Annotated in this window: 15 protein-coding genes and 1 pseudogene; 8 read left to right on the top strand and 8 right to left on the bottom strand. The window is 34.3% G+C overall.

Going from position 1 to position 15,993, the window contains the following annotated elements; translation table 11 throughout:
- Positions 1-148: 148 nt before the first annotated feature.
- The 8 genes from RBG61_RS03085 to RBG61_RS03050 all read left to right on the top strand — a co-directional run bounded on the left by RBG61_RS03085 (position 149) and on the right by RBG61_RS03050 (position 5,179).
- Positions 149-1,879, top strand: coding sequence for a putative polysaccharide biosynthesis protein (locus RBG61_RS03085; protein ID WP_307945640.1), 1,731 nt, complete (start codon positions 149-151; stop codon positions 1,877-1,879).
- Positions 1,880-1,940: 61 nt separating this feature from the next.
- Positions 1,941-2,744 carry a nucleoside triphosphate pyrophosphohydrolase gene (gene mazG, locus RBG61_RS03080; RefSeq protein WP_307945637.1) on the top strand — a complete coding sequence of 268 codons (804 nt, stop codon included), beginning with the start codon at positions 1,941-1,943 and terminating at the stop codon, positions 2,742-2,744.
- 40 nt (positions 2,745-2,784) lie between these two features.
- Complete coding sequence (locus RBG61_RS03075; protein ID WP_307945635.1) at positions 2,785-3,057, top strand: HU family DNA-binding protein; 273 nt, start codon at positions 2,785-2,787, stop codon at positions 3,055-3,057.
- A gap of 88 nt (positions 3,058-3,145) precedes the next feature.
- Entirely contained in the window at positions 3,146-3,391 is a 246-nt protein-coding gene (locus tag RBG61_RS03070) for an RNA-binding S4 domain-containing protein (RefSeq protein WP_307945632.1), read from the top strand.
- A gap of 66 nt (positions 3,392-3,457) precedes the next feature.
- Positions 3,458-3,742, top strand: a complete 285-nt coding sequence (yabP, locus tag RBG61_RS03065) for a sporulation protein YabP (protein WP_307945630.1) — start codon at positions 3,458-3,460, stop codon at positions 3,740-3,742.
- Between the two features lie 16 nt (positions 3,743-3,758).
- Positions 3,759-4,223, top strand: a complete 465-nt coding sequence (gene yabQ, locus RBG61_RS03060) for a spore cortex biosynthesis protein YabQ (RefSeq protein WP_307945627.1) — start codon at positions 3,759-3,761, stop codon at positions 4,221-4,223.
- Positions 4,224-4,363: 140 nt separating this feature from the next.
- Entirely contained in the window at positions 4,364-4,657 is a 294-nt protein-coding gene (locus RBG61_RS03055) for a septum formation initiator family protein (RefSeq protein WP_307945625.1), read from the top strand.
- 21 nt (positions 4,658-4,678) lie between these two features.
- Positions 4,679-5,179, top strand: a complete 501-nt coding sequence (locus RBG61_RS03050; protein ID WP_307945622.1) for a S1 RNA-binding domain-containing protein — start codon at positions 4,679-4,681, stop codon at positions 5,177-5,179.
- Between the two features lie 66 nt (positions 5,180-5,245).
- Here RBG61_RS03050 and RBG61_RS03045 read toward each other — a convergent pair whose 3' ends face one another.
- The 8 genes and pseudogenes from RBG61_RS03045 to RBG61_RS03010 all read right to left on the bottom strand — a co-directional run bounded on the left by RBG61_RS03045 (position 5,246) and on the right by RBG61_RS03010 (position 15,837).
- On the bottom strand, positions 5,246-6,964 hold the full coding sequence (locus RBG61_RS03045; RefSeq protein ID WP_307945620.1) for an ABC transporter ATP-binding protein: 1,719 nt from the start codon (positions 6,962-6,964) through the stop codon (positions 5,246-5,248).
- 233 nt (positions 6,965-7,197) lie between these two features.
- Complete coding sequence (locus RBG61_RS03040; protein WP_307945617.1) at positions 7,198-8,364, bottom strand: ABC transporter substrate-binding protein; 1,167 nt, start codon at positions 8,362-8,364, stop codon at positions 7,198-7,200.
- Between the two features lies 1 nt (position 8,365).
- Positions 8,366-9,166 carry an ABC transporter permease gene (locus RBG61_RS03035; RefSeq protein ID WP_307945614.1) on the bottom strand — a complete coding sequence of 267 codons (801 nt, stop codon included), beginning with the start codon at positions 9,164-9,166 and terminating at the stop codon, positions 8,366-8,368.
- The gene (locus RBG61_RS03030; protein ID WP_307945613.1) at positions 9,163-9,981 is read right to left on the bottom strand and encodes an ABC transporter permease; all 819 of its coding nucleotides are present in this window, start codon (positions 9,979-9,981) and stop codon (positions 9,163-9,165) included. Before RBG61_RS03030 ends, RBG61_RS03035 begins: the two co-directional genes overlap by 4 nt.
- 354 nt (positions 9,982-10,335) lie before the next feature.
- Positions 10,336-11,373 (bottom strand): annotated as a pseudogene (gene potA, locus RBG61_RS03025) (spermidine/putrescine ABC transporter ATP-binding protein); the annotation flags it as partial.
- Positions 11,374-11,965: 592 nt separating this feature from the next.
- Positions 11,966-12,607, bottom strand: coding sequence for a redox-sensing transcriptional repressor Rex (locus RBG61_RS03020; RefSeq protein ID WP_307945611.1), 642 nt, complete (start codon positions 12,605-12,607; stop codon positions 11,966-11,968).
- A gap of 23 nt (positions 12,608-12,630) precedes the next feature.
- Positions 12,631-13,857 carry an NADP-dependent isocitrate dehydrogenase gene (locus tag RBG61_RS03015; protein ID WP_307945609.1) on the bottom strand — a complete coding sequence of 409 codons (1,227 nt, stop codon included), beginning with the start codon at positions 13,855-13,857 and terminating at the stop codon, positions 12,631-12,633.
- Between the two features lie 42 nt (positions 13,858-13,899).
- Positions 13,900-15,837 carry an aconitate hydratase gene (locus tag RBG61_RS03010; RefSeq protein ID WP_307945608.1) on the bottom strand — a complete coding sequence of 646 codons (1,938 nt, stop codon included), beginning with the start codon at positions 15,835-15,837 and terminating at the stop codon, positions 13,900-13,902.
- Between the last annotated feature and the right edge of the window lie 156 nt (positions 15,838-15,993).

Raw genomic sequence — 15,993 nt, 5'->3', positions numbered from 1 at the left:
TGCGATATTTCATACTTTTTTGATTGATATTTTTCATAATAAATGATAATATATACTATAATAGATATAGTAACGTCTATATCTATTATAGTATTTTTATTGGGTAAATTTTATTAATGCCAAGGCAATGGCGGAATGGGTGTTATTTTTGACAAAACAAAAAAAGCAGAGTTTTTTATATGGCGCAAGCATATTAATGGCTTCAATGATTATTGTTAAGCTAATAGGTGCTCTATTTAAAATTCCGATAAACAATATTCTTCATGAAACAGGTATGGCATATTTTAATCAAGCCTATACAATCTTTACGACTATTTATGCTTTAACTGTAACTGGTCTTTCTGCAGCGGTAGCTCGTATGGTGGCTGAAAATGCCGCTAAAGAACGTTATCGTGATGTAAGGAAGCTATTAAAAGTTTCTACAATCATTTTTGTTATATTAGGTATATTAGGTTCAATCACAATCGTTTTATCAGCAAAATTCATTGTAAGTGCTGCTAAAATGCCAAATGCATTTTGGTCAATTGTAATGGTTTCACCTGCAATCTTTTTTTGCTGCTTGATGGCATCATATCGAGGATATTACGAGGGTTTAAGCAATATGATTCCAACTGCAATTACACAAGTTGTAGAGGTCGTTGTAAAGCTTGTTGCAGGACTTTTATTCTCTTTTATTGTTTTGAAAATTGCGAATAGCCAATTTAAAGAAACAGGTAAAGTATTTGGGGTTGTGGTCGATAATTTAAAAGAAGTCAATTCTGTCGCTATTCCGTATGCAGCAGCGGCGGCGATTTTAGGTGTAAGCGTTAGTACTTTAGTTGGATTTATTTATATTTTTATCCGATTTAAAGTAAAAGGCGACTTTATAACGAAAGAGCAAATCTTAAATTCTCCAAAACCAATGAGATCAAAGGTATTGTATTATCGTTTGTTTAAAATTGCAATACCAATAACTCTTGGGGCTGTAGTAATCCAATTATCCGTTTTAATTGATAATTTAACAATTCCAGATCGCTTAAGCCATGCTTTTTCAAGTAATCCGACTTTATTTAATGATTTATATGGTCACCTTTTAGAAAAAGGTGACGTAATGAACGTATTTTTATTTGGCTGTTTCTCAACAGTTCTTGCCATTTTTAATTTAGTGCCTGCGTTCACGAATATTTTCGGTAAAAGTTCATTACCAAATGTAACGGCAGCTTGGACTGTTAAGGATAAGCAAAAAGTCAAAGTAAATATAGAATCCGTAATACGTGTTACTATGTTAATTGCGGCACCTGCAAGTATGGGAATTGCGTTTTTATCAGGTCCGATCATTAAATTGTTATTTAGAAAATTAGCTGGAGCGGTTGCAATAGGACCGGGCTTATTATCTGTATTGGCGGTTGGTGCGCTATTTTTATCTTTAGTAACACCAGTTAACTCTATTATGCAAGGTATAGGTCGAGTTGATTTACCCGTTAAATATCTTTTGGTAGGAGCTTCGCTAAAGCTAATTTTGAATATTATTTTAGTCGGTATTCCGTCTATTAACATAATGGGCGCATCTATAAGCACCGTAGTATGTTATAGTGTGATTGCATTTTTAAGTATCAATAAGCTAAGAAAAATAGTCGGTGTAAAGCTAAATTTTGTTAGTATACTTGTAAAACCAATGATAGCAGGACTAAGTTGTGGTATTTCTGCATTTTTATGTTATAAAACTTTGACATTATGGATAGAAAATAGTATAATAACTGTGTTCAGTATTTGCGTTGGAGCCTTAGTTTACGTTATTGTATTGGCTTTGATCAATGCCATTTCTGTTGATGATGTATTAATGTTGCCAAAAGGAAATAAAATTGCCAAAACACTTGAAAAGTTACGCATAATACGTTAAAATATGTTCTAGTGGTAATTTTTATAAATATAAATGGGAATAATAATTAAGAGGCTGAGATATGGATTTTACGTTTAAAGAAAAATATACAATGGATGATCTTATTGATATAATGAAAATACTTCGTGGTGAAAATGGCTGTCCTTGGGATAAAAAACAAAATCACCAGTCCATTCGTAAAAATTTCATTGAAGAAACGTATGAAGTGATAGAAGCTATAGATAATAATGATAATGACTTATTAAAAGAAGAATTAGGCGATGTTTTATTGCAAGTAGTTTTTCATGCACAAATGGAGCAAGAGCTTGGCAATTTCGATTTTGATGATGTTGCCAATGATATTTGTAAAAAACTTATTATTCGCCATCCTCATATCTTTTCTGATACTGTCGTGAAAGATGCTGATGAAGTATTAGTCAATTGGAATTTAATCAAACAAGAGCAAAAAGGACAAATAGCGGCTTCTGAAACGTTAGACTCTGTACCGAAACAGCTTCCTGCCCTCATGCGTAGCAGCAAGGTTCAAGATCGAGCAAAAAAAGCTGGTTTTGATTATCCATCCATCACAATGGCATTTGAAGATTTAAAAAGTGAAGTGAATGAGCTCGAACAAGCAATTTTGAACAATGACAAAGAGAATATCGCTGAAGAAATCGGAGATTTACTTTTTTCTTGTGTGAATGTATCCCGTTTTTATAATGAGGATGCAGAAGAGCTATTAACAAAATCTTGCGATAAATTCATTAACCGTTTTAAACAAGTAGAGCAAATTGCAAAAGAACAAGATATTAACTTGCAAAATTCAGATATTGATAAACTCATTGATATTTGGAAGCAAGCCAAAAAACGAATTCAAGAGGTTTAAATCCTCATGAAGATATATAAAAACTATAGGAGGTCACAATATGACAAAAGTTGAACTAATTGCTGCTGTTGCAGAAAAAGCTGAATTATCTAAAAAAGATGCTGAAAAAGCAGTAAATGCTACTATCCAAGCTATTACAGAGGGTTTGAAAAACGACTCTAAAGTTCAATTAGTTGGTTTTGGTACTTTTGAAGTTCGTACTCGTGCAGCTCGTGAAGGTAAAAATCCTGCTACTGGCGAAAAGATTAAAATTGCTGCTTCTAAAGTTCCAGCATTCAAAGCTGGCAAAGGCTTAAAAGAATACGTTAAATAAGTAACTTAAGCCAATAATGGTTAAGTAAATAAAAATTAAATCGGCTTGAGAAGAGCCGATTTAATTTTTATACAAAAGGAGAGAGACTATGAGATTAGATAAATACTTAAAAGTAACTCGACTTATTAAAAGAAGAACGATTGCAAACGAAGCTTGCGATGCAGGTAAAATTCTCATCAATGATGTTGAAGCAAAAGCTTCTTATCAAGTTAAAGTTGGCGATAAAATCCAAATCAATATGGGCACTCGTAATTTAAAAGTTGAAGTGAAAAGTATATCAGAATATGCAAACAAAGAAACTGCTTCTGATCTTTATATTGTGGTAGAAGACTAGAATACAAGAATAAGTTGAAAGGATAGCGCATAAGTATGTATTAAATCTAACATAGGAGTGGGTTTAATGCTTGACGAAAAAAACGCTATAAAACTACCACATAATCTGATTTTGGAGGATAGAAAAACACTTTCCATATCAGGTGTAGAAGACATTGATAGTTTTGACGAAAACATGGTTGTATTATTTACCGAGCAAGGCGAACTCACAATCAGGGGAAAAAATCTTCATATCAACAAGTTGAATGTTGAGACTGGTGAGTTAACAATGGACGGAAATATTGTCGCAATTGTTTATAGCGAGCAGCAACAAAAGAAACAAGGCGGAGTATTTTCTAAAATGCTGAAATAAGGCTTGGTGAAGAAATATGGCAAGCGAAACAATAACATTCCTAAGTGCATGCCTTCTAGGAGCTGTGCTTGGCGTTATTTATGATTTATTTCGAATATCACGCATTGCAGTAAAAACTTGCAATGTGATTATCTTTATAGAGGACATTATTTTTTTTGTTATTGTAACGTTGAGCAGTTTCATCTTTATTGTAATGAAGAATGATGGAGTATTAAGGGGTTTTCTAATCATAGGCGAACTCCTTGGAGCATTAGCATATTTTTCAACGGCGAGTATTCTCATCATGAAAGCTGCAAAATTTATAATTAAAATTGTAAAAGCAATATTGAAGTTCTTATATAAATTGTTAATTCAACCATTTGTTAAGTTGTTTATATGGCTGTATCGTAAAATAAAGTCATTATTCGTTTTACTATATACGAAAATAAGAACGTCGAAAAAGCCTAAGAATAACGAAGAAACTGAAAATAATGCAGTATAACTCGAATTAGAATATTTGATGATAGAATAACAATAATAATTGTGTTTAAAATAAATTGCAATATTACTAAATAATACTTGAAAAATAGAATGATTATAGTGTATAATCTATACATGGCAACAAAATTGAGGTGATATGAAATGGCAAAGACAAAAGCAAAAAAGGTTAAAATATTAAAATTTGCTTTTATTGCTTTTTCTATTTACGTGGTTGTATCTTTTATTGTTATTCAATCCGATATTTCAAAAAGAAAAGATAACCTAGATGCAGCCAAAAATGAACTGGAACAACAGCAATATTTGAACAAAGACATTATGAATATTATTAATTCAGGCGAAAATTCAGAATATATTATGCGTATAGCTCGGGAAAAGCTTGGCTTTGTATTTCCGAATGAACGTGTATTTATAGATATTAGTGGTAACAATAAGTAAACAGGAGGATAAAAATTTTCTATGCAGCACGAAATCGGTAAAATTGTAGAAGGCAAAGTAACGGGTATCACAAAGTTTGGGGCTTTTGTTGAATTGGAAGACGGTGCAGTTGGTATGGTCCATATTTCTGAAGTATCACAAACATATGTTAACGATATATCAGAACATTTAAAAGATCAACAAAAAGTAACTGTTAAAATTCTTAACATCAGCGATGATGGTAAAATTAGTTTATCAATAAAGAAAGCAATGCCTCAGCAACAAGCGGCACCGCAACGTCGTGAAAATAACAACAGGCCTTCAGATTTTAATAATAGAAATGCAGGAAATTCAAGACCGCCTCGTCAAAACAATAATTATAATAAATCTGCACAACAAAGCAATAATAAGCCTGCTTCATTTGAAGATATGTTATCTAAATTCATTCAATCAAGTGACGAGAAAATATCTGATTTGAAACGTGATAAAAATACTCGTCGTGGTTCTAATCATAAAAAACCGAATCATGACTACGACTATTGATAATACATATTGTCAATGAACTGAATAAAAAAAGAAGCCCTGCTCCGCTTGGAGTAGGGCTTTCGTTTATGCATTCAACTTAAATTGTGAATCATATAGCTCTTTATAGATACCATTTAAAGCAAGTAGCTCTTCATGAGTACCTTGTTCTTCAATACCATTATCGGTTAAAACAACAATCATGTCTGCATTTTTAATTGTAGAAAGTCTATGTGCAACGACTAAAGTAGTTTTGTTTGCGCTCAACTTTTCTAACGATTCTTGAATAAGAAGCTCTGTCGTATTGTCTAGTGCAGAGGTAGCTTCATCTAAAATAAGAATAGGTGGATTCTTTAAAAACAAACGAGCAATTGATAAACGCTGTTTTTGTCCTCCTGAAAGCTTAACACCTCTTTCACCAATATAGGTATCGTATTGGTCATCCAGACTCATTACAAAGTCGTGTATATTAGCCATTTTAGCAGCAGTAATGATGTCATCCTCGGATGCGTCGAGATTACCATAAGCGATATTATCCCAAATTGTGCCCGTGAACAAGAACACATCTTGCTGAACGATACCAATATTCTTTCGTAGTGACTCATAAGTGAAGTTTAATATGTTAATTCCGTCAATGCTGATTTCTCCTGAGTTGATATCGTAGAAGCGTGGAATTAGATGACACAATGTTGTTTTACCACCACCGGATGGGCCAACAAAAGCTACAGTGTTACCTTTTTCAATGGTTAGGTTGATATGGTTTAAAATATCTTTGCCCTCTTCATAATTAAAGCTAACATCTTTAAAGGTAATACTGCCTTGTACATTTTCAATATCCTTTGCATTTTCGGTTTCTCGCTCAGGCTCTGAATCTAAGATTTCGATGAAACGCTTGAATCCGCTCATACCATTTTGATATTGTTCTATGAAACCAATAATTTTACGAATTGGCATTAAGAACATGTTAATATATAATAGGTATTTTACAAACTCACCGGGAGTGATGTAGCCCCAATAAGCGTATAGACCGCCACCAAACATAACAACAAGGTTTAAAAAATCTGTGAGTAATCCCATTCCTGAATGAAATTCTGACATTGTTTTATAAGCAAATTCTCTTGCTTTTTTAAATGATTTATTATTCTTTTCAAATTTTTTTTCTTCGTGTTCAGAGTTTGTGAATGCCTTTGAAACACGTATTCCAGAAATACTGCTTTCCAAACTTGCATTGATTTCGGAAATTTCTTCCCTTGTAGCAGTAAATGCATTCATCATCCGTTTACGCATCTTAGCAGCAAACCAAACAAGAAGCGGTACAATTGCAAAAATGATGAGGGTTAACGGTAAACTGATAAAACATAGAATAATAAAACTACTGATTAGCATCACAGAAGACACAAAAAGGTCTTCCGGGCCATGATGAGCAAGCTCAGAAACTTCCATCAAGTCATTGATAATTCTTGACATAATAGAACCTGTTTTATGGGAATCAAAGAAGGTAAAGGGGAGCTTTTGCATATGCTTGAAGATATCTCTTCTCATGTCTGCTTGCATACGAACACCAACACAATGCCCATAGTACTGTATAAAGTAGTTTAGAGCTGCTTTTAAAATAAAAATAGCTAAAAGGGCAATACTCCATATCACTAATAAACGAATGTTTTTATTTGGGATATAGTCGTCGATAATATTACCTGTGATTGATGGGAAAAACAAGTCACATCCGGCTACAACAAAAGAACATACTATATCAAAAGCAAAAAGCTTCCAATGCGGCTTATAATAGCTTAAAAAGCGTTTAATCATACTGTAGTCATTCCTTTCAAACTTCTTTCTTTTATATTATTCATTTACCATAGTATAACAAAATAAACTACCAATTTCAACTTGTCATTTGCACAAAATAGTTGTAGGGGTCAGCCTTTGAACAGCCCGAAGACATAGAGAAATTTCTACGTTTCGAGTCGTCAAGGATGCCGACCCCTACATTTTAATATAATATTTTCTTAAAAAGGACTTCAGACATAGCCTATTTAGAGCTATTGACGGTTTCTTCGCTTACGAATTAACAATAATACAACTAAAACAGCCATAATCAAAATGGTTACGATTAGTTGAATAATTGCGCCAATATTGTTTTCACCTGCGGCTTTTACTTGAATCCATTTTTCTTGCATATAAGTATTGATATTTTCCGGAAGATTTAAAAATGTTTCACAGTTTGCAAGAATTTCTTTAGAAGGGTAGGAAACACTGCTGTTTTTAATATCATCTGCTAACATATCTCTTACATTGCTCATTGGCGTAGAATATCCAATGTACTCAATGTTTGCTAACGCAATGTCGGGTTCTAACATAAAGTTGATGAATTTCTCAGCACCGACTTTGTTTTGTGCATTTTTTAGAACAACCATGGAATCAACGAATCTGTTTGTGCCTTCTTTTGGAACAGCAAAAGCTAAATCAGGATTATCTGCAATCATAGTGAGCGCATCGCCTGCATAGTATGGAGCTAAAGCTGCTTCACCATTCGTCATTTTAGCGAAAATTTGGTCGTTAACATAAGCTTGAAGTACTGATTTTTGCTCTTCTAGAGAAATAGTTGCTTGATCATATTCTTCTGTTTTAGTTGAGTTTTGAGAAAATCCAAGCCGTTTCATAGCAATTCCGTAGCTGTCTCTTGGATTATCGAACATCAAAATTTGCTTTTTATATTTTTCGTCCCAAAGAATATCCCAACTGTCAACGGGTTCTGTTACTTTTTTGGTGTTATAAATAATTCCTACAGTACCCCAAGTATATGGAACAGAGTATTCATTTTTGGGATCAAACTCTAAGTTTTTAAATGACTCATCAATATATTTGTAATTAGGAATATTATTATAATCTAATTTGGCAAGCATATTTTCTTGCATCATTTTACTAATCATGTAGTCTGATGGAATAATGATGTCGTATTTTGCAGAACCACTCATTATTTTTGCATACATTTCTTCATTGTTGGCATAAGTTGTGTATTCAACTTTATATTCAGGGAAACGTTTTTCAAATTCGCCAATTACGTCAAGCGTATCGTCATCTCCGTTAGAGATGTATTCACCCCAGTTATATACTCGAATAACAGATTTCTCTTTTGCGCTAACCTCAGAAGAGCAAGTAATGAAAAGAATTGAAATCGTCATCAGCATAACGAGAATTTTTTTCAATTTAATATCCAGCTCCTTTAAGTTTAGTTTGTCGAGAGTTTTTAATATTCATTAACAATAAAAGTGCTAATACAATTAAGAACATAATAGTAGATAGTGCATTGATTTGTGGGTTCACTTTCATACGTGTCATAGAGTAAATTGTAACAGGGAGTGTTTGAAATGAGCTACCGCTTGTAAAATAAGTGATTACAAAGTCATCTAATGAGAATGTAAATGCCATTAAAAATCCGGAAGTAATACCCGGTAATATTTCAGGAATAACTACTTTCATAAATGCTTTTAATGGGTTGCATCCTAAGTCAATTGCGGCTTCATAAAGGTGAATATCCATTTGTCTTAGCTTAGGCAATACATTTAAGATAACGTAAGGCAAGCAAAATGTGATATGGGAAATTAAAACCGTAATAAAGCCAAGCTCGATACCAAATAGATCGCTGATGAATACAAATAATAACATTAAAGAGATGCCCGTAATAATTTCAGGATTGATAACAGGTAAATAAGTAATGTTCATAACCGTTGTTTTCATGCCTTTTTTCATATTATTGATGCCAATTGCAGCGATTGTTCCTAATAGGGTAGCAATAACGGAGGCTAAAATAGCAATGATTAGCGTGTTCCATAAGGATTTCATAATCAAAGTATTAGAGAATAACTCTTGATACCATTTCAAAGTAAATCCTGTAAAATGGGCTCTGCTTTTTGATTCATTAAAGGAAAATACAATTAAAACAACAATAGGGGCATAGAGGAATAAAAAGCATAGTCCGAGGTAAATATTTTTTCCGAGCTTTTTCATACAAGCATTCCCTCCATTTCATCATCTTCAAGGGAATTGATAACGCCCATAATCAAAAGCATAATTATCATTAAAATCAGCGAAATTGCAGAACCCAAATAAGGGTTATAGCTTCCGCCTAAGAATTGGCTTTCAATTAAGTCACCAATCAGCATGTTGCTTCCGCCGCCAAGCATCTTTGAAATAATAAAGGTACTAATGGAAGGTACTAATACCATTGTAAGACCAGATATAATTCCCGGCATACTTAACGGTAAAAGAACACGTCCTAAAATTTGCAACCAATTTGCGCCAAGATCTTGGGCTGCTTCAATAACGGAACGGTCGATTTTAACCATGATAGAGTATAAAGGCAAAACCATGAATGGAAGGTAATTATATACCATACCAAGCACAACTGCACCCTGTGTGTTTATCATTTCAAAAGGACCAAGGCCAATGAAACCTAAAACCTTGTTGATAATACCTTCGTTTTCCAATAAAGTCATCCAACCATAAGTGCGAAGCAAAAAGTTCATCCACATAGGAAGCATAACTAGCAATAGCAGGTTTTTTTGAGATAGATTATTTGCTCTTGAAATAATAAAGGCTAATGGATAGCCGATAAGAAAGCATATGATTGTTGCAATAATTGCAAGATTGATTGATTTTACAAATATATCGGCGTAGGTTCCGATTTTTTCGATATTACTGAATGTAAATTCCCCATGTTTGTTTGTGAAAGCAAACACAAGAACCAAAACGAGGGGAACAATTACAAAAGCGATACTCCAAATAATATATGGAATAGAAGAACTTTTTTTATTGTTAAGCAATTATTCCACCTCCTCGTTAATAATAACGGGAGTGATATCAATTTTGTCAAAATCAAATTTAATACCGATATTCGTAGCAACTTGTTCATCATTTTGGGAATGAATCATTATGTCGGTATCATGAGTATAAACGATTAACTCATTATGCGCGCCTTTATAGATTAATGATTCAAGGAAACCGGTAATATCGCTTAAATCTTCTGATACAACAGCAATAGATGCTGGATCAACCGTAAGCTCAACAGCAGTGTCAATTGGAAGATTTAAGCCTTCACGAGTAAAGGTAATATCAAGAAAAGTAATCGTATCTTCATCTGTGACTTTGCCAATAAAGACATTTTTGTTTCCCTTAAATAATTTATTCATGATATGAATATCTTCAGGACCAAAAGATAGGCCAACCTCATTGTCAACCTTTTGCGCCTTAGTAGAGTGGATCATCCAATCAAGACCGTTACATTTAACAGTCATTTCATAGTGTACACCTTTGAATACACAAGAAGTTACAACACCGGTCATTCTGCTATGTTCCTGTGCAACCACAGTAATATCTTCAGGACGAATTACAACATCAATGGGTTGATTTGGTTTAAATCCTTTGTCAACACATTCAAATTCAAGTCCAGAGAAGTTTACAAGATAGTCATTTATCATAATACCGTCAAAAATATTACTTTCGCCAATAAAATCAGCAACAAAAGCATTTTTGGGTTCATTATAGATATCTTCGGGTGTACCAATTTGTTGAATGACTCCGCCTTTCATAACCACAATCGTATCAGACATAGATAATGCTTCTTCTTGATCGTGGGTTACATAAACAAATGTAATATCTAATTGTTGTTGGATGCGTTTTAATTCAACTTGCATTTCTTTACGCAGTTTTAAGTCCAATGCACCTAAAGGCTCATCTAATAATAAAACTTTTGGATGATTAACTAATGCACGTGCAATTGCAACACGTTGTTGCTGACCGCCGGATAACTTTGTTACTCTGCGGCGTTCAAATCCTTTTAAATCTACGATTTCAAGCATTTTCTTTACACGGGTTTTAATTTCGTCTGCTGGAACTTTGTTTACTTTTAAGCCAAAGGCAACGTTATCAAAAACGTTTAGATGAGGAAAGAGTGCGTACCTTTGGAAAACAGTATTTACTTTTCTTTTATGCGGTGGCACATCATTTATTTTTTTGCCCTCAAAATAAACATCACCCTTATCAGGCGTTATGAATCCACCGATAATGCGAAGAGTAGTCGTTTTGCCACAACCGGAAGGTCCGAGTAATGTAACAAACTCTTTGTCTTTTACATAAAGGCTTACATTATCTAAAATGCAATCTTCTTCATAACTCAAGGTGATGTTTTTTAGGTCTAATAAAACTTTTTCGCTCATTTATGTATCCCCCTTTGCGGATTAGCCCACGTTTTATTTGCATTAAAACGCATAGCCACGATACCTTTTGACATCACCGCCCGCAAAAGGCTTTTGGGCGAGCAGTATTTACTCGCTTACAGTTGATGCATACGATATCATTTTTACTAGTTGACTTTAATAGAAAGAATTTTAAAGCCTTGCTTTGCGGCAAAATCGAATAAATCGATAACTAGATTTCGCCGTAACACTATAATTGTTACAGTTATTTTAGACACAAAATAACATTATTTAATATAAAGCTTTTCTATGCAAATGTCAAGTATAAAACTTCAAAATTCGTTGAAATTCTTGAATTTATGGCGAAATACCAGTAATTTAACCATAAATTATTGGGTAAATGCTCAAAAATACTCGGGAATGCTCTTGTATTCTTTTAAATACTCTAGTTTACTGTCAAAAATACTGTAAATAGAAATAAAGCATTTTGTTTTGAAAGTATCATCAAATAAAAGTAAAAAAAACAGCATATTTTATCTATAACAATTGGTCAAGGTATCAAAAATATGAGCCTCTATTTAAAAGGAATAACCTTTTATTAGAGGCTCTTTGTTTATTCATGAAATTTTTCTTTCATTTTATAACTTAAAGTCATCAGGCTATCACTTAAGTGAACGTTCTCAACAACAATATCACTATGCTTATCTAATAAGTCATAATGGCTAAAGTTCCAAAAGCCCTTAATTCCCAACGGAATCAGCCGATCACAAATTAATCTTGTTGCAGTTTTGGGAATACAAAGAATTGCAACTTGTGGATGATGTAAATTACAAAACTCTTCAAGTAAATCGGTATGGCAAACTTTAATACCTTTAATTTGTTGACCGATTAACTCTTCGTTATGGTCAAATATACCGACCAACTTAAACCCACGCATATCAAAATCCATATGGTTCGCAACAGCTCGGCCAAGGTTACCGCCACCAACTAAGATAGCTTCTGTTTTCTTATCGAGTCCAAGAATATGTCCGATTTCATCGTGAAGTTCTTGAATATTATAGCCGTAGCCTTGTTGCCCAAATCCGCCAAAACAGTTTAAATCTTGTCTGATTTGAGATGCGGTTAACCCCATTCGATCAGATAGCTCACGGGAAGAGATACGAATTGTTCCGACCTTTAACAACTCACCTAAAAAGCGATAATATCGAGGTAATCTTCTAATTACAGCTATGGATATAGCTTTAGTCTCAGACATATATCGTCACCTTCTTTATTGTATTATATTTTATTGTTCATTAAAATTGCTTTTAACCTATTATTGATTTCTAATAGGAAAGTTTCTGTATCAACAACTTGCTTGGTTTCTAAGGTAGAAAGTCTTGCTAAGTCGCCAGTCATAACGCCTTCTTCAATTGTTTGAATGGTAGCTTGCTCTAATTTATCTGCAAAGTCCATCAGCTCTTTATTTTGGTCTAATTCGCCACGTTTTCTTAATGCACCAGTCCATGCAAATAGGGTAGCTACAGAGTTAGTTGAAGTTGATTGACCTTTTAGATATTTGTAATAGTGTGCAGTAACTGTTCCATGTGCAGCTTCATATTCATAAACTCCATCAGGAGAAACCAAAACGGAGGTCATCATTCCAAGACTTCCAAATGCAGTTGCAACCATATCAGACATAACGTCACCATCATAGTTTTTGCAAGCCCAGATAAATCCACCTTCGGAACGAACAACTCTTGCTACAGCATCATCAATAAGTGTGTAGAAGTACTCAATACCTGCAACTTCAAATTTTTCTTTATATTCATTTTCATAAATATCTGCAAATACGTCTTTGAATCTATGATCATAAATCTTGCTGATTGTATCTTTGGTAGAAAACCATAAATCTTGTTTAACATCTAAAGCATAATTAAAACAAGCTCTTGCAAAACTACCAATACTGTCATCGAGGTTGTGAACACCTTGAACGATACCATCACCCTTAAACTCATGAATTAACTGTTTGGTCTGTGTTCCATCTGCATTGGTAATGACTAATTCGGCTTTAGAACCTGCGGGTGCTGTTAATTCTGTATTTCTATAAATGTCGCCATAAGCGTGACGAGCAAGCGTAATTGGCTTTGTCCAAGTTGGAATATAAGGATTGATTCCTTTTACAATAATAGGGGAACGGAATACAGTTCCATCTAATATTGCACGGATAGTACCGTTAGGACTTTTCCACATTTCTTTTAAGTTATATTCCGTCATTCTTTGTGCGTTAGGAGTAATAGTAGCACATTTTACAGCAACTCCGTATTTTTTCGTTGCTTCTGCTGAATCAAAGGTAACTTGGTCATTGGTTTCGTTTCGATATTCCAATCCCAAATCATAGTATTCTGTATTTAAGTCGATATATGGAGTTAATAAAATATCTTTTATCATCTTCCATATAATTCTTGTCATTTCATCTCCATCCATTTCGACTAACGGCGTAGTCATTTTAATTCTATCTGCCATTTCAGTATCCTCCCAAAATTAAATTAGATAATTGAATCAAGTTTATTGTAACTGCTCTCTTGTGTAGTTGAGTAAACCACCCGCAAGTATAATATCCTTTGCACGTCCGGATAACTCGCAAAGAGCAACAATTTCTTTTCCGGTTGTCTTATTTAAGATTGTAATATTTGCTCCATTTTCTACACAGCTCTTAACATCTGCCATAACAAGCTCATCGCCTTGAGTAATTGCATTGTAATCTTCTTCATTTGCAAAAGTTAGCGGAAGAATGCCTGCATTGATTAAGTTAGAACGATGAATACGAGCAAATGATTTAACCAAAACAGCCTTTACGCCTAAGTATAATGGTGCAAGTGCAGCGTGTTCACGAGAAGAACCTTGTCCATAGTTAGAACCACCAACAATGATACTTTTGCCTAATGCAAGGGCACGTTTTGGAAATTCTTTATCACAAACGGTAAAGCAGTATTGAGAAATCGCAGGAATATTGGAACGTAGCGGAAGAATTTTTGAACCTGCAGGCATAATATGGTCAGTTGTAATATTATCTCCAACTTTTAGCGCACATGGGGCTTCAATGCTATTTTCCATTAATGTAGTCGTTGGGAAAGGCTTAATGTTTGGACCTCTCAAAATTTCAACGTTTTTTGCATCCTCTACAGAAGCAGGAGGAACAATCATGTTATCGTTAATTAAAAATTCTGTTGGTAATTCAAATTGCGGCATATCTCCTAGATATTCAGCAGGGTTTGTTAGTACTCCGGTTAATGCAGAAACAGCAGCAACCTCCGGACTTACAAGATATACTCCAGCATCAGCAGTACCGGAACGACCCTCAAAATTTCTATTAAATGTTCTTAAAGAAATACCTTTTGAATTTGGAGATTGTCCCATACCGATACATGGGCCGCAAGCACATTCTAAAATACGAGCACCAGAAGCAATTAAATCTGCTAATGCGCCATTTTGAGCTAACATATTGAAAACTTGCTTAGAGCCCGGAGCGATAGATAAGCTTACATCAGGGCTACAAGTCTTGCCTTTTAGAATATATGCTACTTTTAGTAAATCCAGTAAAGAAGAGTTTGTGCAAGAGCCAATGCATACTTGGTCAACTTTGATTTTGCCGATTTCTTCGCAAGTTTTTACATTATCAGGGCTGTGTGGGCAAGCTGCCATAGCAGTTAATTCGGATAAGTTAATTTCGTAAACTTCATCATATTCTGCATCATCATCAGCTTTTACTTCTACCCAATCCTTTTCACGACCTTGTGCTTTTAAAAATTCACGAGTAATTTCATCTGAAGGGAAGATGGATGTAGTAGCACCTAATTCAGCACCCATATTTGTAATTGTTGCACGTTCGGGAACTGAAAGAGTTCTAACTCCTTCTCCACCGTACTCAATTACTTTTGAAACACCGCCTTTTACTGTAAGTAGCTTTAAAACGGCAAGAATAACGTCTTTTGCTGAAACCCAAGGAGATAGTTTTCCAGTAAGGTTTATACGCACCATTTTCGGAGTTGTAATATAGTAAGCACCGCCACCCATTGCAACAGCAACATCTAGGCCACCTGCACCACAAGCAAACATACCAATGCCCCCGGCGGTTGGAGTATGGCTATCAGATCCTATTAGAGTTTTTCCTGGAATAGCGAATCTTTCAAGATGAACTTGATGACAAATACCATTGCCGGGTCTTGAAAAATAAATACCATGTTTTTTAGCAATGGAACCAATGAAACGATGGTCGTCTGCATTTTCAAAACCGGATTGTAATGTATTGTGGTCAATGTATGCAACAGAGCGTTCGGTTTTTACTCTGTCAACACCCATTGCTTCAAATTCCAAGTAAGCCATTGTGCCGGTTGCATCTTGCGTTAAGGTTTGGTCAATTTTAATACCAATTTCATTTCCAGTAATTAAGTCGCCGTCAACGATGTGGTTTTCTAAAATTTTCTGTGCGATTGTTTTACCCATATTTTCTCCGTTTCTCCAATGACATTCAGATTGCCTTTAAAAATAGTCATTGGTTATTTTTAAAGGTATTATTTAAAATCCATAAGGATTAGTACCTATAATTAATGCATTGTAACATTTTTATTTTATATGAATACGCAAAGATTGTCAACAGTT

It is taken from the genome of Paludicola sp. MB14-C6 (assembly GCF_030908625.1).
GTDB lineage: Bacteria > Bacillota > Clostridia > Oscillospirales > Ruminococcaceae > Paludihabitans.
Note: the sequence above shows the minus strand (reverse complement) of the source record. Positions and strands in the feature narration are given on the sequence as shown.

Excerpts from the sequence above, each read along its gene's own strand:
- RBG61_RS03015 (WP_307945609.1), bottom strand. The coding sequence starts at position 13,857 with ATGGCAGATAGAATTAAAATGACTACGCCGTTAGTCGAAATGGATGGA.
- RBG61_RS03075 (WP_307945635.1), top strand. The coding sequence starts at position 2,785 with ATGACAAAAGTTGAACTAATTGCTGCTGTTGCAGAAAAAGCTGAATTA.
- RBG61_RS03050 (WP_307945622.1), top strand. The coding sequence starts at position 4,679 with ATGCAGCACGAAATCGGTAAAATTGTAGAAGGCAAAGTAACGGGTATC.
- mazG (WP_307945637.1), top strand. The coding sequence starts at position 1,941 with ATGGATTTTACGTTTAAAGAAAAATATACAATGGATGATCTTATTGAT.
- RBG61_RS03070 (WP_307945632.1), top strand. The coding sequence starts at position 3,146 with ATGAGATTAGATAAATACTTAAAAGTAACTCGACTTATTAAAAGAAGA.
- yabQ (WP_307945627.1), top strand. The coding sequence starts at position 3,759 with ATGGCAAGCGAAACAATAACATTCCTAAGTGCATGCCTTCTAGGAGCT.
- RBG61_RS03010 (WP_307945608.1), bottom strand. The coding sequence starts at position 15,837 with ATGGGTAAAACAATCGCACAGAAAATTTTAGAAAACCACATCGTTGAC.
- RBG61_RS03055 (WP_307945625.1), top strand. The coding sequence starts at position 4,364 with ATGGCAAAGACAAAAGCAAAAAAGGTTAAAATATTAAAATTTGCTTTT.
- RBG61_RS03020 (WP_307945611.1), bottom strand. The coding sequence starts at position 12,607 with ATGTCTGAGACTAAAGCTATATCCATAGCTGTAATTAGAAGATTACCT.
- RBG61_RS03035 (WP_307945614.1), bottom strand. The coding sequence starts at position 9,166 with ATGAAAAAGCTCGGAAAAAATATTTACCTCGGACTATGCTTTTTATTC.
- RBG61_RS03045 (WP_307945620.1), bottom strand. The coding sequence starts at position 6,964 with ATGATTAAACGCTTTTTAAGCTATTATAAGCCGCATTGGAAGCTTTTT.
- yabP (WP_307945630.1), top strand. The coding sequence starts at position 3,458 with ATGCTTGACGAAAAAAACGCTATAAAACTACCACATAATCTGATTTTG.